Consider the following 25,578-nt stretch of genomic DNA (forward strand, 5'->3'; position numbering starts at 1 on the left):
CGTCCTGCGGTGGTCGGTTCAGCGGTCGATCGCGGGTTGCCGCGCGCGGGTGAGGGCCGGGACGAGCCGCATGAACACGACCATGCCGACCAGTTCCACGAGGGTCTGGGTGACCACTGCGAGCGGCGCGATCGCGAGCTGAGCCGGCAGGGCAAGAGCGAGCGGAAGCACCACGAGGGAGTTGCGGGTCGCGCCGCTGAAGATCACGGCCCGAGTCTCCGGAACCGGCAGCCTGACGGCTCGACCTACGCCGAGGCCGACGAGCAGCATGATGCCGAGGAACGCGGCATACAGCGGCACGACCCGCAGCAGGGTGACCGCTTGGCTGCCGACACCGGCGATCTGCGAGCCGACCACGACGGCGAGGGTCGCCATCATCAGCGGCACCATCGCTGCGGCGAACACGTCCTCGATGGCCCGCCCGGCACGGTGACGGCGGGCGATGGCCTGCACGATTGCGGCCGCGGTGAGCGGGATGACGATAAGGATCAGGAACGCCTCGAGGAACGGCTCGAGCTCGACATGGGCGACGACGTCGCCGCCCGCGAACAGCCACAGGTATCCGGGCAGCAGCACGATCTGCAACAGCATCAGCAGCGGGGTCGCCGCGAGCAGACGGGCGCGGGCACCGCCGGCGAGACCGGTGAACACGATCACGTAATCCACGCACGGGGTCAACAGCACCAGCAGCACCCCGACGAGCAGCCCCTGATCATCGGCGACGAACCGGGACAGCCCGAACGCGATCAGCGGGACGAGCACGAAGTTGACCACCAGCACGGTCCCGAGGAATCGGATGTCTCGGAACGCCCGACCGACCTCGACCAGCGGCACGCCGAGGAACGTCGCGAACAGCAGCAGCGCGAGCACCGGGTTGGTCGCGCCGGACAGCACCGGTGCCGTCGCCGGCCAGAGCAGCCCGACCGCGCTGCCCCCCGCAATCGCGGCGACATACAGCGCGACCTGGTGCCGATCCCACCACTCCACCGCTACGCGCATGCGCACCAGCCTAGAGAATCCGCGGGCTTGACCTTGAAGCGGCTTGAACGCATAACGTCGCCGTCATGACCGATCTGCAATGGGCACCCGAAACTTGCACTATCCCGACCATCGAACGCCCGGTTCGGGAACGCGAATTCACCGACCTGTTCCGCACCGCGCTGCGCGACATCACCCAGACAAGCCCCGAGCGCGCCGACTTCGTGCTCGCCGCCGACGCCGAACACACCGCACGCGAACTGGCCGCGCGGGAGGCGTCGTGCTGTTCGTTCTTCGCATTCACATTCACCGCGGCCATCGCGATCTGGGGCGTCGGCGTTCACCCAGGAGTGAAGACCGCACTCGACGGCTACGACCCCGAGGAGTTCGAGCGTCTCATCGCCCGCACCCCCTACGTCGGCGAAATCGGACTCGACGCAAAAGTCCCATCCCGCCTCGCCAAACAGCACGACGTGTTGACCGCGCTGCTCACGCAACTCCAAGCGAAGCCCCGCCTCACGTCGATCCACAGCTACCGGGCAACCAACCAAGTCGTGGAGCATCTCGAACACACCCCGATCACCGGCGCGATCCTGCACTGGTGGCTCGGCGACCGATCCACCACAAGGCGCGCAGTTGAACTCGGAGCCTACTTCTCGATCAACACCGCCACCGTGCGCCGAAGCGACGCCATCGACCTCATCCCCACGGACCGTCTCCTCCTAGAAACAGACCACCCCGATGGGAACCGCAGCGGAGCCCGCCCGCACCAACCTGGCAACGTCAGCGACGTCGAAGCAGCTCTCGCCAAGCAGCGCGGAGTCACCACCGCTCAGATCCGAGCCCACGCCTGGCGCAACCTCGCCACGCTTGTGAACACCACTGGGACGAAGCCTCTGCTGCCACCCCGAGTCGAAGCAATCCTCGGGGCTATTGAGTAACACCCCCGACAGGGGCGCCGAGACTCACCGCACTCGCCCATGCGTGTCCCGAAGCTTCACACCCGCAGCGAGGAGCGCGACACGCACGGAACTGGGGTTGAATCCAAGGCGCGCGCCCACGCTCGCCAACGACTCACCCTGTTCGTAACGGCGGCACATCTCAAGCACCAGCGCAGGAGAGGGCTTCTCTCGACGGAGCCGGACCCCTCGCTCGCGCAAATGGCTTGAGAGGCGTTCACGACTCACGCCCAGATCCTTCGCGATGGTCCGCAAGATCTCCCCACCCCGATACCTCCGCGCGGCCTCAAGCAGCATCGTTTCCGTCAAGCGCGTCACCCGACGCGGCAACTGCTGCAAAGACTCCTGGTGAACCAACGAGTCCCGACGCCGAATCGCGTGATGCGACGACACGGCCCGCGTCAGCGCCGGGGCAAGGTTCGAACACTGTCGCGCTACCTCCACAACCGTCGAGAGACCGAAGACCGCCCCGCCTGCCGGCGGGGCGTTTTCGTGTGCGCTCCGGGAGCGCTCCGCGCCGCCGCCGCGGGGTCCGCAGCAGCCCCTCGCCTTCGGACGCGGCCACGCAGGTCGGCACCAGGCTGCCGTCGGCCAGGGCGTCGGCCGTCGCGTGGCCGGCCTCCCTTGCGGCAGCCCTCATAAGCGCCGGTGCCGATGTCCGCCACCCGGGCGTAGCCCTCGCCGCGCGCAGTCGAGGGCGTCGTCGGGCGCCTCGGACGCATGGACCACCGCGCCGAACCCCACTGTGCTGTGCGAGGCGTCGCTGCCGGGCCGCTGACACGCCGGGCCGCCTCCCGCGGGGCGCCGCGGGGGGCCGGCGGCGGCCCGCCGGGAACTGCGGCCCCGGCCCGGGCGTCTAGCGGGGGGAAGACGTCGACCCCTACGTCCGCGCGCGGTCCCGCCGCGCCGAGCACCGCCCCCGCCCGTGGGCGGCCTCGCCCGTCCGGGCCCCCGGTGCGGGCACCGCCCTCGGGAGCCGCCCGGCTATGGGAAGCCGGGCGCGGAATGTAAGTTCGGAGTAGCCCCGTTGAACGGCCGCGGATCCCCGTGCGGCGCCCCCGGAACCGCCGCCCGGCCCCGTGGTCGTTGACCCTGCAGAGGACGACCGTGACCTCGAATTCCCCCATTCGGTCCCGCCGCGGTATCGCGGGCCGCCTCCTCGGCGCCGCCGGCGTCGCCGGCGCGCTCGCGTTCTCCGCCATCCTGCCCGCCGCCGCCGACCCCATCGCCCCCTTCCTCCCCGGCGACCCCGACCACCCCTCCGCCACCGCCCGCATCGCCTCGGTGGAGTGGTGCCGCACCGGATCGGTCGGCGAGATCGGCACCGGCCCCGCCGACGGCTCCGTCACCGCCGACTGGTCGGCCGACCCCGACCACGTCGCCACCGTCCGCCACTTCAGCCACCGGCCCGCCTCCGCCTACAGCAGCGTCAGCCGCGACGGCGACCGCCTCACCGCCAAGGCGGGGATCACCGACGTCAGCTTCGCCCCCGACTGCAAGCCCGCCGGACGCGGCGGCGACCCGCTGGGCATCCCGCTGAGCACCGCCTTCGGCGGCGCCGCCCTGGTCGCGCTCGACTCCGCCGCCTCATCCGCCTGGTGGACCCCCTCCGGAGGGCTGGGCGCCGACATCGCCGTGGAGGGCCTGGAGATCCTCGGCGCCCCCGCCGACCTCGCCGACGGCCGGCACACCGACACCCTCACCACCGACCTGGGCCGGGGCACGCTGAGCGTGCGCGTCAGCGCCGAGCGGCGCGAGCGCGAACCCGACGGCTCCGCCGGCAGGGGCGACGGTCCGGGCACCGCCTCGGCCTGGCTGTCGCTGCGCTTCGAGGTCGCCCGCCTCGACGCCGACGGCACCCGCGTCGACGGCTTCGACTACGGTGTCGAGTTCACCGGCGTCTCCGTCCACACCACCGACACCGACCCCTCCACCACCGGCGACTCACCCGAACCCCCGGCCACGGGCGCCACCGGGCCCGACCCCACGGGCCCGCCCGGCGGCAGCGGCGGCTCCGGGCACCAGGACGGCCCCGCCGACCCCACCGCGCCGGGCGCGGACGACTCCCCGGCCGCCACCGGCCCCGACCCGGGCACGGCCGAACCCGACACCACCGGCGACCGGCCCGCCAGCGAGGAGTCCGGCGGGGGAGGGGGCGGCTCCGTGCCCGCCGACGACCCCGTGCCGCGCCCCACCGTCTCGGCACCCATCCCCGACTCCGACGAGATCCCCACCGGCCCCGCCGGCTCCAGCGGCCCGCCGGTCACCTCCCCCGACGGCCGCCTGCCCGTGGCCGGAAGCGCCCTGGCGGGCCTCATCGCCACCGGCCTGGCCGCCCTGGGCGGCGGCGGGGCCGCCCTCTACCTCGGCCGCTCCCGCAAGTCCGGACTGGACGACGACCTCCGCCACGCCCCCCGCGACGACCGCTCCTGGCACTCCGGCACCCCCTACCGCGACGGCGACTGGCTCTGACCCGCCCGCCCGCCCCCGGCGGCGCCCCGCCGCGCCCGGCGCCGACCGCCGATCCCGCGGCCCGCGCCGGGGGTGAGGCGGCCCGCCGGGGGGTATGACCCGCCCGTTGGTCGATTCAACGGTGAAGGAGACCCCGGATGTCGCTGACCATGGGCGGCGGCCCGCTGGCGCACGACGCGCCCGCCACGGTGAACTACCGGCTGGAGAGCCCGCGGCACGCGCTGCTGCTGCACCCGTTCCCGCGGCGGGTGCGCGCCGAACTGGCCGGCCGCACGGTGCTCGACTCCCTCCGGGGCGCCCTGCTGCACGAGACCGCGCTGCCGCCGCAGCTCTACGTGCCCGCCGAGGACATCGACCCCGGCCTGCTCAGCCCCAGCGACCACACCACCCACTGCCCCTACAAGGGCGACGCCGCCTACTGGCACCTGCGCGTGGGCGAGCGCGTGGTCGAGAACGCGGTGTGGGCCTACCCCGAGCCCACGGCCGAGGCCGCGTGGCTGCGCGGGCTCTCCGCGCTGTACTGGACGGCCGCCGACACCTGGTACGACGAGGACCAGGCGGTCCAGGGGCACCTGCGCGACCCCTACCACCGCGTCGACACCCGCCCCACGTCGGCGGCCGTGCGCGTCACCTACGGCGACCTCGTCCTGGCGGAGTCCACCGCGCCGCGGCTCCTCAGCGAGACCGGCCTGCCCAACCGCCACTACTTGCCGCCCGGCGACGTCCGCCGCGAGTACCTGGTGCCCAGCCAGACGGTCACCCACTGCCCCTACAAGGGCCGCACCGTCTACTGGAACCTGCGCGTGGACGGCCGCGAGGTCCCCGACGTCGCGTGGTCCCTGCCCGACCCGCTGCACGAGGCGCTCGACGTGCGCGACCACCTGTGCTTCCTGCACGACGACATCACCGTCGAGGTGGAGCGCCGCTAGGCGGCGCCCGCCTTCGGCCCGGGCGCGGGCCTGTGGACAACGGGCCCGCGCCGTCACCGCCAGCGGGTACTGTCGCACGCGTGGCTGAGATTCCCGATGTCGACACCCTGCTGGACGCCGCCGTACGCGCCCTGGGCGGCGCCCGGCGCGACGGCCAGGTCGCCATGGCCGAGGCGGTCGCCACCGCCATCGACACCGGCGAGCACCTGGTCGTCCAGGCGGGCACCGGCACCGGCAAGTCGCTGGCCTACCTGGTGCCCGCGCTGCGCCACGCCATGGCCGAGGACACCACCGTCGTCGTCTCCACCGCCACCCTCGCCCTGCAGCGCCAGCTCATCGACCGCGACCTCCCCCGGCTCGGCGCCGCGCTGGCCCCGCTGCTGCGCCGCGAGCCCACCTTCGCCATCCTCAAGGGGCGCCGCAACTACCTGTGCCGGCACCGCGTGCACGGCGCCGACACCTCCGACCCCGACGACACCGAACTGTTCGACCCCCGCCAGCTCTCCTCACTGGGCCGCCAGGTCAAGCGGCTGCACGAGTGGGCCGAGGAGACCTCCACCGGCGACCGCGACGAACTCGTGCCCGGCGTCAGCGACCTCGCCTGGCGCCAGGTCTCGGTCTCGGCCAACGAGTGCGTGGGCGCGGCCGCCTGCCCTTTCGGCCAGGAGTGCTTCTCCGAGCAGGCCCGTGCCGACGCCGCCGGCGCCGACATCGTCGTCACCAACCACGCGCTGCTGGCCATCTCGGCCATGCAGGGCTACCAGCTGCTGCCCGAGCACCGCGTCCTGATGATCGACGAGGCGCACGAACTCGTCGACCGCGTCACCTCCGTGGCGACCGGCGAACTCGGCGAACGCGTCGTGGCCGCCGCGGCCAAGCGGGCCGCGCGGCTGTGCGAGGCCGACCTCACCGAGCGCCTGAGCGAATCCGCCGACGGCCTGGCCCTGGTGTTCGCCGACGCCGAGGCCGGCCGCCTCGACCACCTGCCCGACTCCCTGGCCGGTGCCGTCGCCGCCGTCCGCGACTCCGCCCACGCCTGCCTCACCGCGGTCCGCTCCTCCGCCAACGGCGAGCAGGACCCCGACCACGCCGCGCGGCGCAAGCAGGCCCTGGCCGCCCTGGAGGAGCTGCACGACACCGCCGTGCGGGTCCTGGAGTCCTTCGAGCCCCCGCTGCGCGAGCGCCGCGACGTCGTGTGGCTGGCCAAGGGCCCCAAGCACGCGCCCACCCTGCACGTGGCACCGCTGGCGGTGGGCGGGCTGCTGCGCGAGCGCCTCTTCGGCGACCGCACGACCGTGCTCACCTCGGCCACGCTGGCCCTGGGCGGGTCGTTCGGCCCGCTGGCCGCGCAGTGGGGCCTGGGCCGGGAGTCCACCGGGCCGGCCGCCGCGTCCTCCGGGACCGGCACGGGCGCAGCCGATGACGCCGCCTCCGGTGCCGAGGCCGACGATTCCCACACCTCCGCCGGCGAACCCCGCTGGCGCTCCCTCGACGTCGGCTCGCCCTTCGACCACGCCCGCAGCGGCATCCTGTACGTCGCCCGGCACCTGCCCCCGCCCGGCCGCGACGGGCTCGACCCCCGCTACATCGACGAGATCGCCGAGCTGGTCGAGGCCGCCGGCGGCCGCGCGCTGGGCCTGTTCTCGTCCATGCGCGCCGCCGCCCAGGCCACCGAGGAGCTGCGCGACCGCCTCGACGTCCGCATCCTGTGCCAGGGCGACGACTCCACCGGGCGCCTGGTCGAGGAGTTCGCCGCCGAGGAGACCTCCTGCCTGTTCGGCACTCTGTCGCTGTGGCAGGGGGTCGACGTCCCCGGGCGCTCGCTGCAGCTGGTGATCGTCGACCGCATCCCGTTCCCCCGCCCCGACGACCCCCTGGCGTCGGCGCGGCAGCGGGCGGTGGGCGCGCGCGGCGGCAACGGGTTCATGGCGGTGGCGGCCACCCACGCGGCGCTGCTGCTGGCCCAGGGCACGGGGCGGCTGCTGCGGTCGGTCCACGACCGCGGGGTGGTGGCGGTGCTCGACCCCCGCCTGGCCACCGCGCGCTACGGGGGGTTCCTGCGGTCCTCGCTGCCGCCCTACTGGGGCACGACCGACCCCGAGGTCGCCCGTGCCGCCCTGCGGCGGCTGGCCGCGGCGCCGGTGCCCGGGTGAGCCGGCGGACGGCGGACGGGCGGGTTCAGCGGCGCACGCGGTAGCCGAACAGCCGGACCGCGTAGCCGGGCGTGTCCTCGTCGGCGGGCTGGATGTACCAGCGGTCGTCGTTGTCGCCGGTGGACAGCTCGTTCCACATCAGGTCGATCAGCTTGAGGCGGGCCACCAGCGACGCGTTGGGGTCCAGGACGATCGCGTAGGACAGGTCGGTCAGCCGCTGGGTGACCATTCCCACGGGCTGGCCGTCCCAAATGGCGGGCACCGGGGCGTGGCCGATGTCGACCCCGCACAGCCGCAGCTGCTCCATCTCCTCGTCCAGCGCCTCGGCGGCCAGCGCGTCGTCGAGCTTGAGCGCGTCCTCCAGTTCGTCGCGGTCGGGGTCGTCGCGCAGGTAGGCGTGGTAGGTGCGGTATCCGCAGGTGCGGCAGGCGCGCCAGACCACGCAGCGGGCCAGCCCGTAGGCCGACTGGGCCTCGCCGATCGCGCGGTAGGCGCTGACCGGCCGGCTTGTGCCGCATTCACAGCACAAAGCGGTGAGATCCTGCTTCATCCTTCAGTCCCCCTCCCAGGCGAGTATGCGATGGGAACCCCTGATTATGGAACCCGGCCGCTGAAGGAGTTCCGGCAAACTGTCGTCATCAATGACCAAAAACGCCCGGCCCCGCCGCGGGCCGCGCGTTGGGGGGCTGGATGCGGGCGCTCAGCCTGATGTAGGGTTTCCGCCCTCGCCGGAGGAGCGGGCCGAGGAGCCCCGCCGCTGCGGGCCGGCCGGCGCCCGGCCGCCCTCGGCCGCATCGGGGTCGGCGCCCGGCTCCGAGCCGTCCAGCAGCGGGTGCTCGGCCACCTGGTAGCGGCGGATGTAGACGCTGAGGAACGCCTGCAGGCTGGCGCCCGCCGGCAGCGCCAGCAGCGCACCGGGCGCCCCCATGATCGCCGCCCCCGCCATCACCGCGCCGAAGGCCACCGCCGGGTGCATGTCGAGGGTTCGCGCGGTGATGCGGGGCTGCAGCAGGTAGTTCTCGAACTGCTGGTAGAGCACCACGAAGACCAGCATCCACAGGGCCGGCCACGTGCCCTGCATCAGCGCCACCAGCACCGGCACGGCGCCGCCGATGTAGGTGCCGATGGTGGGGATGAACTGGGACAGCACGCCCACCCACAGCGCCAGCGCGAACGCGTAATGGACGTCCAGAACGGCCAGCGCCAGGTAGTGGGCGAGGGTGGCGATCAGCGCCAGCAGCGCGCGGGAGTAGATGTAGCCGCCGGTCTTGCTGATGGCGATCTCCCAGGCGCGCAGCACCTCGCGCTGGGTGCGCGGCGGCAGCACCGAGCAGATGGTGCGGCGGAACCGCGGGCCGTCGGCGGTCAGGTAGAAGGTGAACAGGGCCACCGTCAGCCCGTTGAACAGCAGCACCAGCAGCGTGGTGCCCGCGCCCCAGGCGTTCTCGGCGACGCTGGAGGCGTACTGGTTGATCAGGCCCGTGGCGTCGGTGATCTCGCTCAGCAGCGTGTTGGGCGAGAAGTCGGTGTGGAAGGTGACGTTCACCCAGTTCAGCAGCCCGCGGCTCATGGCGGGCACCTGGTCGACGAACTCCAGCACCTGGCCCACCAGCATCGAGCCCAGCACCGAGAAGAAGACCACCACCACGACGACCACGCCGAGCATGACCACCCCGGTGGCCGGGCCGCGCGGCCAGCGGTGCTTGTGCAGCCAGTTGACGGCCGGCTCCAGGGCCAGCGCCAGGAACAGCGACATCAGCAGCAGCACCAGCAGCCCGCGCAGCTGCAGGAAGAGCCACGCCGCGACGGCGAACCCGATGACGGTCCAGGCGACCAGGAGCAGCGCCCTGGGCAGCCACGACGGCATGCCGTTCTTGCCCGGCCCGGGCGGCGGCGGGGTGCTCATGGGCGCTGGCGGTGTCCTTCCTGCTGCGGGCCGGCCGAGGGCTCCGCGGGTGCGCCGGGGCGCGGTCGCGCACCCGGCCGCGGTGTGGAAGACGGGACGCCCCGGCGGACGACCGCGCCCCTACTCCATGGACAGGCCGCGCTTGTTCCGGGTGGTCCAGTCGCGCATCCGCTGCGGATAGCCGACGACTTGTACATCGTAGACGGGCGCGGCCAGTTTGCGGGCGACCCGGGCGATGACGGCGGGGGAGCCGACCCGGCGGCGGATCCACTCGCCGTCGGAGGCCACGGCCACCGCCGTGGTGCCGGTGGCGAAGGTCTCAGGCTCCACGAAGAACTCCACGCCCGTCCGGCTGCCGTGGAACTCGATCAGGGCCTGGAGGTCGGAGTCCTCGGCCGCGCGGTCGAACCGCGCCTTGCCGCCCCGCTTCGCCCGCCGGAGTCCGAACCGGTCTCGCCATCCCACCGTCGCGCTCCATTCCTCGTGCCGCGGGGCCGCACCGCCGCCACGCGGATCCGCGCAAACCGCACCGGCGCCGGAGCACCGAGTCTATCGGCACATTCCGCCCCCAGTTTCCGGGTTTCCGCCCGCAAACCGTGACCGCGCTGCTACGTTCGGTCGCACCCCGGGGCGGTGGGCGCCCGGCGGGGACGGGGGAGACGGGGGAACACCGATGGCGAAGTGGAGATGGCTGGCCGGTGCCGTGCGGGACCTCCGCGCCCAGGGGAGCGCGGACCTCGCCGAGACCCTGGTGCGCCTGGCGCGCATGGCGGTCGACGGCCAGGCCGCGCGCATCGCCGAGGCGATGCCCGAGGCGCTGCGCCTGGCCCGTGCGGGCACCGCCCCCGCGTGGGCTCCGCCGCTGCTGGCCCACCTGGCGCTGACCGCCCGCACCGGCGACCTCGCCGAGGGCGAGTCCGCGCTGCCCGAGGCACTGGCCCGGCTGCGCGCCGCGCACGCCCCCGGGGCCGCGCTCCTGCGTCCGGCGGACACCGACCCCGGCGCCGACACGGCCGGGCCCGCGGACGCACCCGACGCCGCCGACACCGGGGGCGCAGCCGGCCTGGTCGGCACGGCCGACGCCGCCGACCCGTTCGGCCTCTCCGGGGCCGACGCGCCCCTGCACGCCTGCACCCCGGCGGCCTGCGCCGCCGAACCCGTCCTGGCCTGCTACGCCACCGTCGACGGCCCCGGGCACGTGGTCGAGCGCGCCACCGTCGTGGCCGAGGGCCTGGCCCACGTCCGCCCCGGCGACCCCGCCTGGGAGGCGCTGGTGCTGGCCCGCGCCGACATGCTCGTCGACGACGAGCGCCCCGACGAGGCCGTGCGCGAACTCGACCTGCGCGCCGCCCAGGCCCGCGCCGCCGGCCACGACGTCACCCTCGGCTACGCCTTCGGCTACGTCCGCGCGCTGCGCCACCAGGACCGCCACGCCGAGGCCCTGGCCGCGCTGGAGCGGGTCGAGGCCGGCGCCGCCGCCGCGTGGCCCGCCGGGGCGCCCCGGGCCGCCGCGCTGCGCCGCGCCCGCGCCGAGCGCGCCCGGCTGCTGGCCTGGCTGGCCCGCGCCGGGCGGGTGCCGGCCGCCGACGCGCTCGCCGCCCTGCCCGACCCCCGCGAGGCCGACGCCCACCCCCGCCTGCGCCGCGCCTGGGCCGAGGCCGCCGAGCACCTGGCGGCCTGCGGCGCCCTGGACAACGACTGGCGGCTGGGCGTGCGGCTCACCACATGGGCCCGGTACTTCGAGCGCGTGGGGGCGCACCGCCCCTGCCTGGAGGTGGCGCTGGCGGGCGCGCGGCTGGCCACCGACCGCGGCGCCCGCTGGGTCGCCGCCGCCGCGCTGGGACGCGCCCGCCGGGCCCTGGGCCGGGTGCGGCGCGGCGCCGACCTCGCCGCCGACCTGGACGAGGCCGCCCGCGACCTCGCCGCCCGCGGACCCGCCGCGCTGCCGGTGCCCGCCGCCGACGTGCTGGGCCTGCTGCGCCGCCAGCGCCCCGAGGAGGTCGACCCCGAGCACCAGGCCGACCTCGTGGCGGCGGCCCTGGAGCACCGCCCCCACGACGCCTCGCTGCTCAACGCCCTGGGCCAGGTCGGGCGCACCCTGCACCTGGCCGACGTCGCGGCCGGCGCCCACTGGGCGCGGGTGCGCTCGGCGCCGGGCGACCAGAAGGCGGCGCTGTCGCTGCTGGAGACCCTGCTGCACGACAACGACACCGGCGGCGTGCGCGCGCTGGTGCGGGTGCTGACCGAGGCCGCCCTGCGCGCCGTGCCGCCGCCCGTGGAGGCGTGCCCGCAGGCACCGGCCGCCGAGGCCCCCGACGCTCCCGAGGCCGCCGCCCCGGCGGCAGCCGAGTCGGCCCCGCCCGCGGCCGGGCCGCAGCGCGGTCGGGCCGAGACCGTTCCGGCCGCGCGGTAGCGGGTCGGCCCGGGGTCAGGGCTGGGGCACGCCCGCCAGTTCGGTCCCGGGCGCGTAGGCGAGCGCGGCCGGCGGGAGGCCGGCCGGGCGCCCGCTGGCCAGCACGGTTACGGCGCCGGTCGGAGCGCGTTCGGGAGCCGCCGATTCCCCGAGGCGGCGCAGCGTCTGCGCCGCCACCGCGTCGGCGGCGGTGAACAGCGCCGCGGTGCCGCCCAGCGCCGCGGCGATCCGCTCGCCGACCAGGTCGTAGTGGGTGCAGCCGAGCACCACGGCGGCCACGTCGGCGGGGGTGCGCTCGGCGGCGTAGGCGATGGCCGCGTCGACCTCCTCGGGGCGGGCCGTCTCGATCGCCTCGGCGAGCCCGGCGCAGGCCACCGCGGTCACCGGCAGGCCGGGGGCGAACCGCGCGACGAGGTCGGCCTGGTAGCGGCTGCGCGAGGTCGCCACGGTCGACCACACCGCCACGGGGCCGCCCAGCGCGGCGGCGGGCTTGATCGGCGGCACCGTGCCCACCACGGGCACACCGGGCTCGAACTCGGCGCGCAGCGCGGTCAGGCCGTGCACCGAGGCGGTGTTGCACGGCACGACGATGGCGTCGAGCGCCGCGCCGGCCGCGTCGTGGGCCGCGCGGGCGCCGGCCAGCACCCGCTGGACCACCTCGTCGGGCGTACGCGGCCCCCACGGCATGTGGTCGGGGTCCATGGACAGGAAGAGATCGGCGTCGGGCCGCGCGGCGCGCAGCGCGGCGGCCGTGGACAGCATCCCGATCCCGGAGTCGACAAAGGCGATGCGCACGTCAGCCGATCCTATGCGCCCCCTCCGCCGGGCGCGCCCGCAGCGCCCCGGGCGGGCGCGGCGGGCCCGCGGTCCTGCGGTCATGGCCACCGCCGGGCGATCCCGACAGAATGGGAAGCCGTGCCGGCGACGCCTCGCCCGGGGGGCGCTGAAACGGGCTACTCACGGGTAGGCATAGGCTGTCTGGCGGCCTTGGCAACCGTCGGTACAGGTCAGCAGCGACGACGACGGCGCGCGGCGCCGCCTGGGGAAGAAGCGGGTGAGGGTGATTCGTCAGCATTCCGAACAGGACTTCGCCGACCACGTCGAGGCCGTCCAGCGGCTCAAGCGCGACTACGCGCGACTGTCGGCCGCCGGCGCCCCCGTCCGCCTGGCCAAGCCCACGTCCAACCTTTTCCGCTTTCGCGAGCCCGCCGACACCGCCCGGCTGGACGTCTCGGCGTTCACCTCGGTGCTGTCGGTGGACCCCGCCGAGCGCGTGGCCGAGGTCGGCGGCATGACCACCTACGAGGACCTGGTCGCGGCCACCCTGCCGCACGGCCTGATGCCGCTGGTGGTGCCGCAGTTGCGCACCATCACGCTGGGCGGCGCGGTCACCGGCCTGGGCATCGAGTCCTCGTCGTTCCGCAACGGCCTGCCGCACGAGTCGGTGCAGGAGATCGAGATCCTCACCGGCGCGGGCGAGACCGTGGTGGCGCGCCGCGACAACGAGCACCGGGAACTGTTCTACGGGTTCCCCAACTCCTACGGCACGCTGGGCTACAGCCTGCGGCTGCGCATCGAACTGGAGCCGGTCAAGCCCTACGTGCACCTGCGCCACCTGCGGTTCGGCGACGCCAAGGAGGCCATGGACGCCTTCGGGCGGATCTGCGCCGACGCCGAGCACGACGGCCAGAAGGTCGACTTCGTGGACGGCGTGGTGTTCGGGCCCGACGAGCTGTACCTCACGCTGGCCACCTTCGTCGACCGCGCGCCCTGGACCAGCGACTACACCGGCACCGACATCTACTACACCTCCATCCCGCGCTACGCGGGCACCGGTCCGGGCGACTACCTGACGACCCACGACTACCTGTGGCGCTGGGACACCGACTGGTTCTGGTGCTCGGGCGCGTTCGGCCTGCGCAACCCGACCGTGCGGCGGCTGTGGCCGCGCTCCCTCAAGCGCTCCGACGTCTACCGCAGACTGGTGGCGCTGGACCGGCGCACCGACTTCAGCCGGCTGCTCAACCTCTACCGCGGGCGCCCTCAGCAGGAGCCGGTGATCCAGGACATCGAGGTGGGTGTCGAGCGCGGCGCGGAGTTCCTCGACTTCTTCCACTCCGAGATCGGGATGTCGCCGGTCTGGATGTGCCCGCTGCGGCTGCGCGAGACCGCGCGCCCGGCCGAGGGGCAGTCCCACGTGTGGCCTCTTTACCCACTTGAGCAGGACCGCCTCTACATCAACTTTGGATTCTGGGGAATGGTCCCCATGCGTCCCGGTCAGCGCCGCGCCCACCACAACCGGCTGGTGGAGGAGGAGGTCGCCCGGCTGGGCGGCCACAAGTCGCTGTACTCGGACGCCTTCTACGCCGAGGACGAGTTCTGGCGGCTGTACAACGGCGAGGGGTACCGCCGGCTCAAGCACGCCTACGACCCGGAGGGGCGGCTCCTCGACCTCTACGCCAAGTGCGTCGGAAACAGGTGACACGCCTGCCCACCGCGTGGGCGACGTGGGTGAGAAGGGAGCAACAACCATGCGGTTAGCGGAGATCTTCGAACGCGTCGTCGGCCAGGACGCGCCCGTTCACTTCCGCGCTTACGACGGCAGCACCGCCGGAGACCCCACCAGCGACACCGCGGTGGTCGTGCGCACGCCCGTGGCGCTGAACTACCTGGCGCAGTCGCCGGGTGCGCTCGGGCTGACCCGGGCCTACGTGTCGGGCCACATCGACGTCGAGGGCGACATGTACACCGCCCTCAAGCGGATGGCGGACGTCACCTTCAGCGAGGGCCACCGGCTCTCGCCGCTGGAGATGGCCAGGATCGCCCGCAGCATCGGCTGGGTGAAGTTCGTCAACCGGGTGCCGCCGCCGCCCCAGGAGGTCCTGCCCACCCGGCTGTTCAACCTGGGCGCGCGCCACGCCAAGGGCCGCGACGCCGAGGTCATCCACCACCACTACGACGTCTCCAACGCCTTCTACGAGCTGGTGCTGGGCCCGTCCATGACCTACACCTGCGCGGTGTTCCCCACCGCGGACGCCACGCTGGAGGAGGCGCAGGAGGCCAAGTACGAGCTGGTCGCCCGCAAGCTCGACCTGCGCGAGGGCATGCGGCTGCTGGACGTGGGCTGCGGCTGGGGCGGCATGGTGCGCCACGCCGCCAGGAAGGGGGTCAAGGCGCTGGGCGTCACCCTGTCCAAGGAGCAGGCCGAGTGGGCGAGCAAGCGCATCGCCCAGGAGGGGCTGTCCGACCTCGCCGAGGTCCGGCACATGGACTACCGCGACGTGCCCGACGGCGCCTACGACCGGATCAGCTCCATCGGGCTGACCGAGCACATCGGCAAGAAGAACCTCCCGGCCTACTTCGCGAGCCTGTACGCCAAGCTCAAGCCGGGCGGCCGGCTGCTCAACCACTGCATCACCCGCCCGCGCAACGACCTGCCGCCCATGCACCGGGACGGCGTGATCAACCGCTACGTCTTCCCTGACGGCGAGCTGGAGGGCCCGGCCGAGATCCAGCGGGAGATGAACGACGCCGGCTTTGAGATCCGGCACCAGGAGAACCTGCGGGAGCACTACGCGCTCACGCTGCGCCAGTGGTGCGCCAACCTCGACCGCAACTGGGACGCCGCGGTGCGCGAGGTGGGGCAGGGCACCGCGCGCGTGTGGCGGCTCTACATGGCCGGCTGCGTGCTGGGCTTCGAGCGCAACGTCGTGCAGCTGCACCAGATCCTGGGGGTCAAGCTCGACGGCACCGACGCGCACATGCCGCTGCGGCCGAACTTCCAGTAGCGTCGGACGGGTGGGACCCGTTCCGTCCGGCTCGGTGCCGCGCGCCCGCCGCGAGGCGGGCGCGCGGCCGCCGTCGGCCCGTTCCCTGGGCGAACGGCCGCCCGCCGCGGCCCGGCGTGGCCATCACGTCCGCGGCACTGGGCATCATGGGGGTATGCCTGGCACAGAGGACACCGACCGCACCAAGCGGCTCGCCATCGCCCTGGTCGACTCCTACGTCCGCAAGGACCGCGACCTGCTGGCCCAGACCGCGGCCGAGGCCGCGGCCGACACCGAGGGCACCGTCTCGGAGCTGAAGGTCTTCGCGGCCTTCCTGTCGCGCCGCGTCGAGGAGACCGGGGTGGTGTGGAAGCCGGCCGACTCCCGCGACGCCGTGGCCGCCACGGTCGCCGACATGCTCCCGCCCGAGGTGGAGTTCGCCGTGATCACCGCCTGGGAGGCCTACGCCGTGGGCGAGGAGGCCGCCGCCGAGCGGCTGAGCAACGGCGACCCCGCGGTCTACCTGCACATGCTGGCGGCGTTCTCGGCCGCCGTGGGCCAGGCGGTCTACAAGCCGGCCGAGCTGATCTCGACCCTGCGCATCGCCACCGGCACCGCCGACTAGCGCTGCGCGGTCCGGCCCCGCCGGGGGCCGGACCGCGCGCGGGGCGGCCCTCCGCCCCGCCGCACTTCTTGACACCATGCGACTCCGTGTAAAGAGTGGGTGATCCAGGCCATACCGCTAGGAGAGCCCCCATGGTCCAGCCGACCCCCCGCTCCGGCGCGCGCCCGGCCCCCGCCGGGGCCGCCGCGTCCGCCGCCCCGGCCGCGCTCCCGGACGTCTCCGACATCGACCTGTCCGACGACGCGTTCTGGGCCCGTCCGCTGAGCGAGCGCCACGACGCCTTCGCCCGGCTGCGCGCCCACCCGCCCCGCTTCTTCGCCGAGCGCGAGATGGGCCCCATCCCCACCGGACCCGGCTACCACGCCCTGGTCACCCACGCCGACGTCGCCGAGGCCAGCCGCGAGCCGCGCGTCTTCGCCTCCGAGCCCAGCGCGATCTCCATCCCCGACCTGCCCGAGGGGTTCGCCGAGTACTTCGGCTCGATGATCAACCTGGACGACCCCCGCCACGCCCGGCTGCGCCGCATCGTCTCGCGCGGGTTCACCCCCCGGATGCTGGCCAAGCTGGAGGACGACGTCACCCGGCACGCCGCGCGCATCGTGGACCGGCTGCTGGAGACCGGCCCGTGCGACTTCGTCGCCGAGGTCGCGGCGCGCCTGCCGCTGGTGGTCATCTGCGAGATGATGGGCATCCCCGAGTCGCACCACGACATGGTCCTGGAGAACTCCAGCACCGTCCTGGCCGGGCAGGACCCCGACTACCTCGGCACCGACGTCGACACCGCCGTCACGCGGCTGCTGCAGGCCGGCGCCGACCTGTCGGCGCTGCTGGCCGACCTGGCCGCCCACCGCCGCGAGCACCCCACCGGCGACCTCACATCGGCGCTGGTGACCGCCAACGTCGACGGCGAGAGCCTGAGCGACCAGGAACTCGGCTCCTTCTTCATCCTGCTGACGGTCGCCGGCAACGAGACGACCCGCAACGCCATCAGCCACGGCCTGCACCTGCTCACGCTGCACCCCGGGCAGCGCCGCCTGTGGTGGTCGGACTTCGAGGAGCACGCCGGGCGCGCGGTCGAGGAGATCGTCCGCTACGCCTCGCCGGTGGTGTGGATGCGGCGCACCCTCACCCGGGACTTCGTCCTGAACGGCCACCCGCTGCGCGCCGGCGACAAGGCGGTGCTGTACTACGCCTCGGCCAACCGCGACGCCGCCGTGTTCGACGACCCCGACGCCTTCGACATCACCCGCCACCCCAACCCGCACCTGGGGTTCGGGGGTCCGGGGCCGCACTTCTGCCTGGGCGCCCACCTGGCGCGGCGTGAGATCACCGTCATGTTCCGCGAACTGCGCCGGCGGGTGCCCGGTATCGCCGCCACCGCCGAGCCGCAGCGCCTGGCCTCCAACTTCGTCAACGGGATCAAGTCGCTGCCCTGCGCGTTCTGACCCGTCCGCGGCGGGCGGCCCCCCGGCTGAAAGCGGACGGTTCCGGCGTTACCGGCGGTTCCGGCGATTCCGCCCGCACGGCGCGGAGCCGGGCGCCAGCGTTGCGGAGAGTGTCCCGGCCGAAGCGCAAGCGTTGCCGTGCCGTTGTGTTGTTTACTTCACAGTCACCGCATTTTTTGCGTAGGTTTCTTACCACCCACGGGGGATCGCGAGTGGACGGGAGACCTCCGATGACACGCATCCGCGCCCTGCCGGCCGCCTCGGCCGCCGCCGCCCTCGCCCTGCTCGCCACCGCCTGCGGATCCGGCGGCGGTGGCGGAGGCGAGACCCTCGACGTCTGGATCATGGAGGGCACCAACCCCGACGCCACCGCCTACTTCGAAGAGGTCGGCCGCCAGTTCCGCGAGGAGACCGGGGTCGAGGTCAACGTCGAGTTCGTGCCCTGGGCCGACGCCCACGACAAGTTCACCACCGCCATCGCCGGCAACACCATGCCCGACGTCGCCGAGGTCGGCACCACCTGGACCCTGGAGTTCGCCGACGCGGGCGCCCTGCTGGACGTCTCCGACCGGGTCGGCGACACCGGCGGCTACGTCGAGGGACTCACCGAGGCCGGGCAGCTCGACGGCAGCCTCTACGGGGTGCCCTGGTACGCCGGGGTGCGCTCGGTCATCTACCGCACCGACGTCTTCGAGGAGCTGGACCTGGAGGAGCCCACCACCTGGGAGGAGCTGCGCGAGACCGCGATCACGATCTCCGAGGAGCGCGACGACCTCACCGCCTTCCCGGTGGCCGGCGACGCCATGTACCAGATGCTGCCGTTCGTGTGGGGCAGCGGCGCCGACATCGCCGAGCAGGGCTCCGACGGCACCTGGACCTCCGGCATCGACTCCGCCGAGGCGCGCGAGGGCCTGTCCTTCTACACCGGCCTGGCCCTGGAGGACGGCGTCTCCAGCACCGGCGCCAGCACCTGGCTGGAGACCGACCTGCAGGACAACTTCATCTCCGGCGACGTCGCCATGATGATCGCGGGCAGCTGGACCCCGGCCGCCATCCTCGAGGCCGACCCCGAACTGGAGGGGCGCATCGGCGCCTTCCCCATCCCCGGCCCCGAGGGCGGCTACAGCCCGTCCTTCCTGGGCGGCTCGCACCTGTCGGTGTTCAGCGCCGCCGAGGACCCCGACCTCGCCTGGTCCTACGTCGAACTCCTCACCAACGACGAGAACGCGCGCCGCTGGTCGGAGGAGACCACCTACTTCCCCGGCAAGACCGAGCAGTTGGAGCCCTACACCACCTCCGACGACCCGCTGGTGCGGCCCTTCGCCGAGCAGATGGCCGAGGCCGGGCGCGGCCTGCCCGCCAGCGCCAACTTCGGCAAGGTCCAGGGCGACGCGGTCCTGCAGGCCATGCTCCAGGACATCCTCAACGAGAAGGCGTCGGTGGAGGAGGCCACCTCCCGCGCCGCCGAGGAGATCGAGCAGACCCTCAACGACGAAGGCTCCTGACCGCCGTGGCCCCGCCCGTCTCCACCGAGCAGGCCGCCCCGGCGGCCGGTGCCGCGGCCCCGGCCCCCGGGCGGCGCCGGCGCGCGCCCCTGCTGCGCGCCGCCACGCGCCGCCGCGCCCTGCCCTGGGCGCTGCTGGCCCCGGCGCTCGCCGTCATCGCGGCGCTGCTGCTGTTCCCGCTGGGGCGGGTGCTGTGGCTGTCGGTCCAGGACTACGGCCTGGACAACGTCGTCTCGGGCCGGCCCGACTACATCGGGCTGGACAACTACGCCCAGGTGCTGGGCGACCGCTACCTGTGGACCGTCGCGCTGCCCAACACGGTGGTGTTCGCGGCGGTGGCGGTGGCCGGCACGGTGGTGCTGGGCACGCTGGTGGCGCTGCTGCTGGCCACGCTGCGCCCGCCGGCGCGCACCGCCGTGCTCGGCTGCGTGCTGGTGGCCTGGGCGATGCCCGCCGTCTCGGGCACCTACGTGTGGGTGTGGATCTTCGACGTCGACGGCGGGCTGGTCCGCCAGGGCCTGGAGGCCGTCGGCGCCGTCGGGCCCGAGGGCTACAACTGGTTCACCGACCGGCTGGCCTTCTACGCCATCGCCACGCTCAACGTGGTCCACCACGGGTTCCCGTTCGTGGCCGTCACCGTGCTGGCCGGGCTGCTGACCGTGCCGCGCGAGCTGCACGAGGCCGCGCTGCTGGACGGCGCCGGCGCCTGGCAGCGGTTCTGGAACGTCACCGTGCCCACCATCCGGCCCGTCTTCGCGGTGGTCACCATCCTCTCCACCATCTGGGACTTCAAGGTGTTCGCGCAGGTCTACCTGATGCCGGGCGGCTCGGGCGGCAACCGCGACGTGCTCAACCTCGGGGTGTGGTCCTACATGCAGTCCTTCAGCCAGCAGTCCTACGGGCTGGGATCGGCGATCGCGGTGCTGCTGACGCTCATGCTGCTCGCCGTCACCGTCGTCTACCTGCGCGCCCTCTTCCGCGACGAGGAGCTGCGGTGAGGGCCCGGCCGCGCGGGGCGCGCGGCGCGGCGGCGGCCGCGGCCCGGTGGGCGGCGGTGGCCGCGCTGCTCGCCTTCACCCTGTTCCCCGCCTACTTCATGGTGGTCAGCGCGGTCTCGGAGCGGCCCCGCACCGGAACCGACTCCCTGCTGCCGACCTCCTTCACCCTGGAGAACTTCCGGCACGTGCTCCAGGAGGCCGGGTTCCTGGGCTACCTGGGCAACTCGCTGGCCGTGGCCGGGCTGACCGTGGCCGGAAGCAGCCTGCTGGCGCTGCTGGCGGCGGTGGCCGTGGCCCGGTTCCGGTTCCGGCTGCGCACCACGGTGCTGGTGATGGTGCTCACCGTGCAGATGGTGCCGCTGGAGGCGCTGGTCATCCCCCTGTTCCTCCAGGTGCGCGACCTGCGGATGCTCAACTCCCTGCTGGGGCTGAGCGTCGTCTACATCGCGCTGGCGCTGCCGTTCGCCATCTGGATGCTGCGCGGGTTCGTCGCGGCCGTGCCGGCCGAGGTCGAGGAGGCCGCCTACATCGACGGCGCCTCGTGGGGGCGGATGTTCTGGTCGGTGCTGTTCCCGCTGGTGGCGCCCGGCCTGGTGGCCACCGGAATCTTCTCCTTCATCACCGCCTGGAACGAGTTCATCCTGGCGCTGACGTTCATGAACGAGGCCGACCGCTACACCGTGGCCGTGGGCCTGCGGCAGTTCTTCGGCCAGTACACCACCGACTGGGGGGCGGTCATGGCCGCCTCCACCGTCATCACCCTGCCCGTCATGGTGTTCTTCCTGATCGTGCAGCGCGGGCTGGTGGCCGGACTGGTGCAGGGGGCGGTGAAGGGATGAGCGGGCCTGCCGCCGACCCGGCCGTGCGGCGCATGGCCCACACCGTCCTCATGCCCGGGTTCACCGGCACCGGGGTCCCGGCGTGGCTGGAGCGCGCGATCGGCGAGGGGCTGGCGGCCGTGTGCTACTTCGCGCCCAACCTCGCGGCCGACCCCGCCGGGCTGTCGGCGCGGCTGCGCGCGCTGCGCCCCGACCTGCTCACCGCCTCCGACGAGGAGGGCGGCCGGGTCACCCGGCTGCACGCGGCGAGCGGGTCGCCGCACCCCGGCCACGGCGACCTCGGCGCCGAGGGCGACCCCCGGCGCACCGCCGCCGTCGCCGAGGCGATGGGCCGCGACCTGCGCGCCGCCGGAATCGCCGCCGCGCTGGCGCCGGTGGCCGACCTGCGCCTGGACACCGCCAACCCCGTGGTGGGCGGCCGGTCCTTCGGCGCCGACCCCGACCAGGTCGCCGCGCACACCGCCGCGTTCGTGCGCGGCCTGCACGCCGCCGGGGTGCTCGGCGCGGTCAAGCACTTCCCCGGCCACGGCGCCACCCGGGTCGACTCCCACGTGGCGCTGCCCGTTGTCGACGTCGCGCTGCCCGTGCTGCGCCGCCGCGAACTCGCACCCTTCGCCTCGGCCGTGGCGGCCGGGGCCGACATGGTGATGGCCGGGCACATCGTGGTGCCCGAACTGGACGCCGCGCCGGCCAGCGTCTCGCCGGCCGCCTACCGGCTGCTGCGCGCCGAGCTGGGGTTCACCGGAGCGGCGGTCACCGACGCGCTGGACATGCGCGGGCTGGCCGCCCACACCGGTGTCGCCGAGCCGGCCGCGGCCGTGGCGCGCGGCGCCGTGGCGGCGCTCGCCGCGGGCGCCGACCTGCTGTGCCTGGGCAACCCCGGCAACACCGCCGAGGCGGGGCGGCCGCCCGAGCCGGGCTTCGACGGGCGGGTGTTCGGCGCGGCGCGCGACGCCGTGCTGGCCGCGGTGGACTCCGGCGCGGTCCCCGTGGCGCGGCTGGCCGAGGCGGCCGAGCGGGTGGCGCGCCTGCTGGCGGGGCCCGCGTCGGCGCCTTGACCGGCCGGGCCGGGTTCGCCAGGGTGGCAGCACACCAGACGCCCGGGGGACAGGCAGACAGGAGAAGGGGAGATGGCCGACGACTGCGCCGAGCACCCGATCGAGCCCGACGAGCCCTGGCCCCGCAGCCCCACCACCGTGCCGATCCGCTGCAACGTGTGCATGGACCTGCGCTACTTCGCCGACCGGCACGCCGAGCACCTGGGCGACTACAGCCCCGGGCCGCACTGCAAGACCTGCGGCAAGCCCATCGAGTTCCGCTGCGTCGTCTGCGACTCCCAGTGGCGCCCGCTGTCGTGAGGCCCGCTGCCGTGGGGTCCGGCGGCGCGGGGGGAGCGGTCGCCCGGGAAGCGCGGCGCGCGGCCGCCCCGCACCCCCGGGGCGCGGCGGGCTAGGCAGTGTTTGTTGAACGGGTAAGGTCGCGCAGCCAGATTCTGATCGAGGCCACCTGGACGGTGCCCTCGAAGATCACGGCCCGCTTGTCATAGCGGGTGGCCACCGCGCGGTTCTGCTTGAGCAGGTTGATCGCGCGCTCGACGGTGTTGCGCAAGCGGTAGGCCTCCCGGTCGAAGGACGGGGGCCTGCCGCCCGCCGAACCGCGCCGCAGCCGGTTGGCCCGCTGGTCGGCGGGCTCGGCGATGGTCGCCTTGGTCTTGCGCCGGCGCAGGTAGGACCGGTTGGCGCGGCTGGAGTAGGCCTTATCGCCCAGCAACCGGTCCAGGCGGGTGCGCGCCCGCCCCCCGGAGCGCGCCAGGCGCAGCCGCTCCAGCAGAGGCCGCAGCATCACCGTGTCGGCGTGCTGGCCGGGGGTGAGGGCCAGGACCAGCGGCCGCCGGCGGGTGTCGGCGATCAGGTGGAGCTTGGTGGACCAGCCGCCCCGCGAGCGCCCGAGTGCTTGGGCCCTGTCCCCTTCGTCCCGGGCCGCCTCCCCTTTTTTGGGGCTCCGGCGGCGTGGTGGTGGGCGCGGATCACGGTGGAGTCGATACCGGCGGTGAGTTCGGCGCCGGTGAGGGCGTCGATGCGCAGCCGGTCGGCGATGCGCTGCCAGGTGCCGTCCAGGCACCAGCGGCGGTGGCGTCCGGCGGCGGTTTCCCAGGGGCCGTAGCGTTCGGGCAGGTCGCGCCAGGGGATGCCTGTCCTGGTGCGGTAGAGGATGGCGTTGATGACGCGGCGGTGGTCGGCCCACCGCTTGCCTTTGCGGGGGTGGGCGGGCATGAGCGGGGCGAGCAGGTCCCACTCGGCGTCGGTGAGTTCATGGCGTCGGACCATGGATCCCAAGGATTACCGAAGACCAGCCCGCCCCGCAGACCTTTCAAAAAACAGGACCTAGCGCAGTTCGCGCTTGAGGATCTTGCCGGTGGCGGTCATCGGCAGTTCGTCGCGGAACTCCACCAGGCGCGGGTACTTGTAGCCGGCCAGCCGCTCCTTGGCCCACTCCACCAGTTGCCGCTCGGTGAGTTCGGAGCCCTCCTCGCGGATGACGTAGGCCTTGATCTCCTCGCCGTGGGTCTCGTGGCGGACACCCACCACCGCCGCGAGGCTGACGTCGGGGTGGGTCATCAGCACCTCCTCCAGCTCGCGCGGGTAGACGTTGTAGCCGCCCCGGATGATCATGTCCTTGGAGCGGTCGACGATGAAGAAGAACCCGTCCTCGTCGCGGCGGGCGATGTCGCCGGTGCGGAACCAGCCGTCGCGGAACACCAGTTCGTCGGCGTCGGGGCGGTTGTGGTAGCCCTTCATCACGCAGTGCCCGCGCACCGCGATCTCGCCGGGGCCCTCGCCCTCGACGTCGTTGAACTCGCTGTCGACGAGCTTCATCTCCACACCCCAGATGGGCAGGCCGATCGAGCCCGGCTTGGCCTTGACCCGGGGGTTGTTGAACGACACCACCGGCGAGGTCTCCGACAGGCCGTAGCCCTCCAGGATCTCCACGCCGAAGCGCTCCTTGACCTGCCGGGCGAGTTCGGCGGGCAGCGCGCTGCCGCCCGAGACCGCGACGTTGAGCCGCTTGGCGATGCCCGCGATGTCGTGCTCGCCCGTGGCGCCCAGCAGGCCCCAGTACATGGTGGGCACGCCGGCGAAGACGGTGACGCCCTCCTTCTCCATCAGCGACAGGGCCTCGTCGCCGTCGAAGCGGGGCTGCAGCACCAGCGTGGCGTGCCGGTACAGGCCGCAGTTGAGCATCGTGGTCTGGCCGAAGATGTGGAACAGCGGGAGCACGGTGAGGTAGACGTCGTGCTCGGTGCGCTCGAACAGGGCGTCGGAGGCCACGGCGTTGAACAGCAGGTTCATGTGGGACAGTTGGGCGCCCTTGGGGCTGCCGGTGGTGCCGCTGGTGTAGATGATCACCGCGGTGTCGTCGGCCTCGGTGCGCACCGTGGAGAACGTGCCGGGCCGGCCGTCGAGCGCCGCCCACAGGGTCTCGGCGCCCTCGATGGTCGACTCGGTGGCGCCGGGGGTGGCCGGGAGGTCGATGTAGAGCTCGCAGGTCTCGGTCTCGCGGAAGGCGGCGAAGGCGCGCTCGCCCAGCGGAAGTTCGGGGGTGCCGGCGAAGGCGAACAGCGCCTTGGCGCCGGAGTCCCGCAGGTGGTAGGCGATCTCCCGGCTGGTCAACAGCACGTTGAGCGGTACCACGACCGCGCCCGCCTTCAACGCGCCGAAGTAGACGAACGGGAAGTAGGGCGTGTTGGGGGAGGCGAGCGCGACCCGGTCGCCGGGGGCGATGCCCCGGGCCACCAGCAGGTTGGCGACCTGGTTGGCGATCATGTCGACCAGCGCGTAGTTGAGCCGCAGGTCACCGAACACCAGGCAGTCGCGGTCCGGAGTGGTCCGGGCGCCGTCTTCGAGCAGTGCGGCGAGGTTGAGCATCGCGCCCTCCAGCAGTGTGACGTGGTATCGGTCACCTTCTTACCGCAGGGTAACTTGTCGGCCGGTCGGCGGGGTGGAGCTAAGCGGCCTCGCGCGTCAGGGTGACGCTGGCCGGCTGGTTCGCCGACCCGCTGATGCCGATCTCCGACACCCGCCAGCTCGACCCGGCGGCGTCGAGGTGCTCGCCCAGCCGCAGCGTGAACTCCTCGGCCTCGCCGCCCTCGGGGCGGGCACTGATCACCACGGCCGGCTCCTCGCCGTCCTCGTACCCGGTGAGCTGGAGCTCCACGGGGTCGCCCGAACCCCCCTCGACCGAGGCCGGCGTGCCCTCCAGCAGCTGCACGCGGTCGTCGTCCACGCCCAGCACCGGCGCCGGGCTACTGGCCTCGGGCTCGGGCTCGCCGCCCTGGGCGCACGCGGCGGCCCCCAGCAGCACGGCGGCGCCCAGGGCGGCGGCGAGGAGGGTGCGGCGGACGCGGCGGGCGGCAACGAACTCGGTCATGGTCGGCGGGTCTCCACATGCTGGTCGGGTGCGCCGTGCGGCGAAAGCGGCACGCGGCGCAACGGGTTGGCGCGGGATGGGGGCGGGGCGGCACGAACGGGGCGTGCGGCGGCAAGGGGGGATACCGCACGGTCGCACGGCACGGCCGGAGGCGGGCGGCC

Annotated in this window: 21 protein-coding genes and 1 pseudogene; 14 read left to right on the forward strand and 8 right to left on the reverse strand. The window is 73.8% G+C overall.

What is annotated here, in order from left to right:
* Window positions 1-18 precede the first annotated feature (18 nt).
* A complete protein-coding gene (locus tag HNR12_RS24045) occupies window positions 19-999 on the reverse strand; it encodes an arsenic resistance protein (protein WP_179769684.1) in 981 nt (326 codons plus the stop codon).
* A 65-nt stretch (window positions 1,000-1,064) separates the two neighbouring features.
* On the opposite strand from HNR12_RS24045, the gene HNR12_RS24050 reads away from it, so the two are divergent.
* From HNR12_RS24050 to HNR12_RS24065, 4 genes are all read left to right on the forward strand, one after another.
* Complete coding sequence (locus tag HNR12_RS24050; RefSeq protein WP_179769685.1) at window positions 1,065-1,919, forward strand: TatD family hydrolase; 855 nt, start codon at window positions 1,065-1,067, stop codon at window positions 1,917-1,919.
* 1,125 nt (window positions 1,920-3,044) lie between these two features.
* Window positions 3,045-4,409 (forward strand): hypothetical protein, encoded by a 1,365-nt coding sequence (locus HNR12_RS24055; RefSeq protein ID WP_179769686.1) that lies wholly within the window; start codon window positions 3,045-3,047, stop codon window positions 4,407-4,409.
* Window positions 4,410-4,546: 137 nt separating this feature from the next.
* Entirely contained in the window at window positions 4,547-5,338 is a 792-nt protein-coding gene (locus HNR12_RS24060; protein WP_179769687.1) for a DUF427 domain-containing protein, read from the forward strand.
* An 80-nt stretch (window positions 5,339-5,418) separates the two neighbouring features.
* Window positions 5,419-7,491 carry an ATP-dependent DNA helicase gene (locus tag HNR12_RS24065; RefSeq protein ID WP_308118922.1) on the forward strand — a complete coding sequence of 691 codons (2,073 nt, stop codon included), beginning with the start codon at window positions 5,419-5,421 and terminating at the stop codon, window positions 7,489-7,491.
* A 25-nt stretch (window positions 7,492-7,516) separates the two neighbouring features.
* Here HNR12_RS24065 and HNR12_RS24070 read toward each other — a convergent pair whose 3' ends face one another.
* The 3 genes from HNR12_RS24070 to HNR12_RS24080 form a co-directional block, all read right to left on the reverse strand.
* The gene (locus HNR12_RS24070; RefSeq protein ID WP_179769688.1) at window positions 7,517-8,041 is read right to left on the reverse strand and encodes a DUF6315 family protein; all 525 of its coding nucleotides are present in this window, start codon (window positions 8,039-8,041) and stop codon (window positions 7,517-7,519) included.
* A gap of 150 nt (window positions 8,042-8,191) precedes the next feature.
* The gene (locus HNR12_RS24075) at window positions 8,192-9,397 is read right to left on the reverse strand and encodes an AI-2E family transporter (protein ID WP_246425166.1); all 1,206 of its coding nucleotides are present in this window, start codon (window positions 9,395-9,397) and stop codon (window positions 8,192-8,194) included.
* Window positions 9,398-9,517: 120 nt separating this feature from the next.
* On the reverse strand, window positions 9,518-9,862 hold the full coding sequence (locus HNR12_RS24080) for a hypothetical protein (RefSeq protein WP_179769689.1): 345 nt from the start codon (window positions 9,860-9,862) through the stop codon (window positions 9,518-9,520).
* A 208-nt stretch (window positions 9,863-10,070) separates the two neighbouring features.
* On the opposite strand from HNR12_RS24080, the gene HNR12_RS24085 reads away from it, so the two are divergent.
* Window positions 10,071-11,810, forward strand: coding sequence for a hypothetical protein (locus HNR12_RS24085; protein WP_179769690.1), 1,740 nt, complete (start codon window positions 10,071-10,073; stop codon window positions 11,808-11,810).
* Between the two features lie 15 nt (window positions 11,811-11,825).
* Here the strand turns inward: HNR12_RS24085 and HNR12_RS24090 are convergent, their stop codons facing one another.
* Window positions 11,826-12,572 (reverse strand): glutamate racemase, encoded by a 747-nt coding sequence (locus HNR12_RS24090; RefSeq protein ID WP_179770871.1) that lies wholly within the window; start codon window positions 12,570-12,572, stop codon window positions 11,826-11,828.
* Window positions 12,573-12,864: 292 nt separating this feature from the next.
* Between HNR12_RS24090 and HNR12_RS24095 the strand changes: the two genes are divergently transcribed.
* The 9 genes from HNR12_RS24095 to HNR12_RS24135 all read left to right on the forward strand — a co-directional run bounded on the left by HNR12_RS24095 (window position 12,865) and on the right by HNR12_RS24135 (window position 22,347).
* A complete protein-coding gene (locus HNR12_RS24095; protein WP_179769691.1) occupies window positions 12,865-14,292 on the forward strand; it encodes an FAD-binding oxidoreductase in 1,428 nt (475 codons plus the stop codon).
* A 49-nt stretch (window positions 14,293-14,341) separates the two neighbouring features.
* Window positions 14,342-15,598, forward strand: a complete 1,257-nt coding sequence (locus HNR12_RS24100) for an SAM-dependent methyltransferase (protein ID WP_179769692.1) — start codon at window positions 14,342-14,344, stop codon at window positions 15,596-15,598.
* Window positions 15,599-15,752: 154 nt separating this feature from the next.
* Window positions 15,753-16,202, forward strand: a complete 450-nt coding sequence (locus tag HNR12_RS24105; RefSeq protein WP_179769693.1) for a hypothetical protein — start codon at window positions 15,753-15,755, stop codon at window positions 16,200-16,202.
* 131 nt (window positions 16,203-16,333) lie between these two features.
* Entirely contained in the window at window positions 16,334-17,647 is a 1,314-nt protein-coding gene (locus tag HNR12_RS24110; protein WP_179769694.1) for a cytochrome P450, read from the forward strand.
* Between the two features lie 230 nt (window positions 17,648-17,877).
* Window positions 17,878-19,152: a sugar ABC transporter substrate-binding protein gene (locus tag HNR12_RS24115; RefSeq protein WP_179769695.1), complete on the forward strand. Its 1,275-nt coding sequence runs from the start codon at window positions 17,878-17,880 to the stop codon at window positions 19,150-19,152.
* 5 nt (window positions 19,153-19,157) lie between these two features.
* The gene (locus HNR12_RS24120; RefSeq protein ID WP_372451072.1) at window positions 19,158-20,150 is read left to right on the forward strand and encodes a carbohydrate ABC transporter permease; all 993 of its coding nucleotides are present in this window, start codon (window positions 19,158-19,160) and stop codon (window positions 20,148-20,150) included.
* Window positions 20,151-20,248: 98 nt separating this feature from the next.
* Complete coding sequence (locus HNR12_RS24125) at window positions 20,249-20,989, forward strand: carbohydrate ABC transporter permease (RefSeq protein WP_179770872.1); 741 nt, start codon at window positions 20,249-20,251, stop codon at window positions 20,987-20,989.
* Window positions 20,986-22,047, forward strand: a complete 1,062-nt coding sequence (locus tag HNR12_RS24130; RefSeq protein WP_179769696.1) for a glycoside hydrolase family 3 N-terminal domain-containing protein — start codon at window positions 20,986-20,988, stop codon at window positions 22,045-22,047. Before HNR12_RS24125 ends, HNR12_RS24130 begins: the two co-directional genes overlap by 4 nt.
* A gap of 72 nt (window positions 22,048-22,119) precedes the next feature.
* The gene (locus HNR12_RS24135) at window positions 22,120-22,347 is read left to right on the forward strand and encodes a hypothetical protein (protein ID WP_179769697.1); all 228 of its coding nucleotides are present in this window, start codon (window positions 22,120-22,122) and stop codon (window positions 22,345-22,347) included.
* A 91-nt stretch (window positions 22,348-22,438) separates the two neighbouring features.
* Here the strand turns inward: HNR12_RS24135 and HNR12_RS24140 are convergent.
* From HNR12_RS24140 to HNR12_RS24150, 3 genes and pseudogenes are all read right to left on the reverse strand, one after another.
* Window positions 22,439-23,316: pseudogene (locus tag HNR12_RS24140) on the reverse strand (IS5 family transposase).
* Window positions 23,317-23,373: 57 nt separating this feature from the next.
* Window positions 23,374-24,915 (reverse strand): long-chain-fatty-acid--CoA ligase, encoded by a 1,542-nt coding sequence (locus tag HNR12_RS24145; RefSeq protein WP_179769698.1) that lies wholly within the window; start codon window positions 24,913-24,915, stop codon window positions 23,374-23,376.
* Window positions 24,916-24,994: 79 nt separating this feature from the next.
* Complete coding sequence (locus HNR12_RS24150; protein ID WP_179769699.1) at window positions 24,995-25,417, reverse strand: DUF6406 domain-containing protein; 423 nt, start codon at window positions 25,415-25,417, stop codon at window positions 24,995-24,997.
* Window positions 25,418-25,578 lie beyond the last annotated feature (161 nt).

It is taken from the genome of Streptomonospora nanhaiensis (genome assembly GCF_013410565.1).
Lineage (GTDB): Bacteria > Actinomycetota > Actinomycetes > Streptosporangiales > Streptosporangiaceae > Streptomonospora > Streptomonospora nanhaiensis.

Bases quoted from the DNA above. Each gene is read 5' to 3' on its own strand.
- HNR12_RS24050 (WP_179769685.1), top strand. From the start codon at position 1,065: ATGACCGATCTGCAATGGGCACCCGAAACTTGCACTATCCCGACCATC.
- HNR12_RS24085 (WP_179769690.1), top strand. From the start codon at position 10,071: ATGGCGAAGTGGAGATGGCTGGCCGGTGCCGTGCGGGACCTCCGCGCC.
- HNR12_RS24150 (WP_179769699.1), bottom strand. From the start codon at position 25,417: ATGACCGAGTTCGTTGCCGCCCGCCGCGTCCGCCGCACCCTCCTCGCC.
- HNR12_RS24125 (WP_179770872.1), top strand. From the start codon at position 20,249: ATGGTGGTCAGCGCGGTCTCGGAGCGGCCCCGCACCGGAACCGACTCC.
- HNR12_RS24105 (WP_179769693.1), top strand. From the start codon at position 15,753: ATGCCTGGCACAGAGGACACCGACCGCACCAAGCGGCTCGCCATCGCC.
- HNR12_RS24110 (WP_179769694.1), top strand. From the start codon at position 16,334: ATGGTCCAGCCGACCCCCCGCTCCGGCGCGCGCCCGGCCCCCGCCGGG.
- HNR12_RS24115 (WP_179769695.1), top strand. From the start codon at position 17,878: ATGACACGCATCCGCGCCCTGCCGGCCGCCTCGGCCGCCGCCGCCCTC.
- HNR12_RS24045 (WP_179769684.1), bottom strand. From the start codon at position 999: ATGCGCGTAGCGGTGGAGTGGTGGGATCGGCACCAGGTCGCGCTGTAT.
- HNR12_RS24075 (WP_246425166.1), bottom strand. From the start codon at position 9,397: ATGAGCACCCCGCCGCCGCCCGGGCCGGGCAAGAACGGCATGCCGTCG.
- HNR12_RS24090 (WP_179770871.1), bottom strand. From the start codon at position 12,572: ATGCTGTCCACGGCCGCCGCGCTGCGCGCCGCGCGGCCCGACGCCGAT.
- HNR12_RS24145 (WP_179769698.1), bottom strand. From the start codon at position 24,915: ATGCTCAACCTCGCCGCACTGCTCGAAGACGGCGCCCGGACCACTCCG.
- HNR12_RS24135 (WP_179769697.1), top strand. From the start codon at position 22,120: ATGGCCGACGACTGCGCCGAGCACCCGATCGAGCCCGACGAGCCCTGG.
- HNR12_RS24070 (WP_179769688.1), bottom strand. From the start codon at position 8,041: ATGAAGCAGGATCTCACCGCTTTGTGCTGTGAATGCGGCACAAGCCGG.
- HNR12_RS24100 (WP_179769692.1), top strand. From the start codon at position 14,342: ATGCGGTTAGCGGAGATCTTCGAACGCGTCGTCGGCCAGGACGCGCCC.
- HNR12_RS24130 (WP_179769696.1), top strand. From the start codon at position 20,986: ATGAGCGGGCCTGCCGCCGACCCGGCCGTGCGGCGCATGGCCCACACC.
- HNR12_RS24060 (WP_179769687.1), top strand. From the start codon at position 4,547: ATGTCGCTGACCATGGGCGGCGGCCCGCTGGCGCACGACGCGCCCGCC.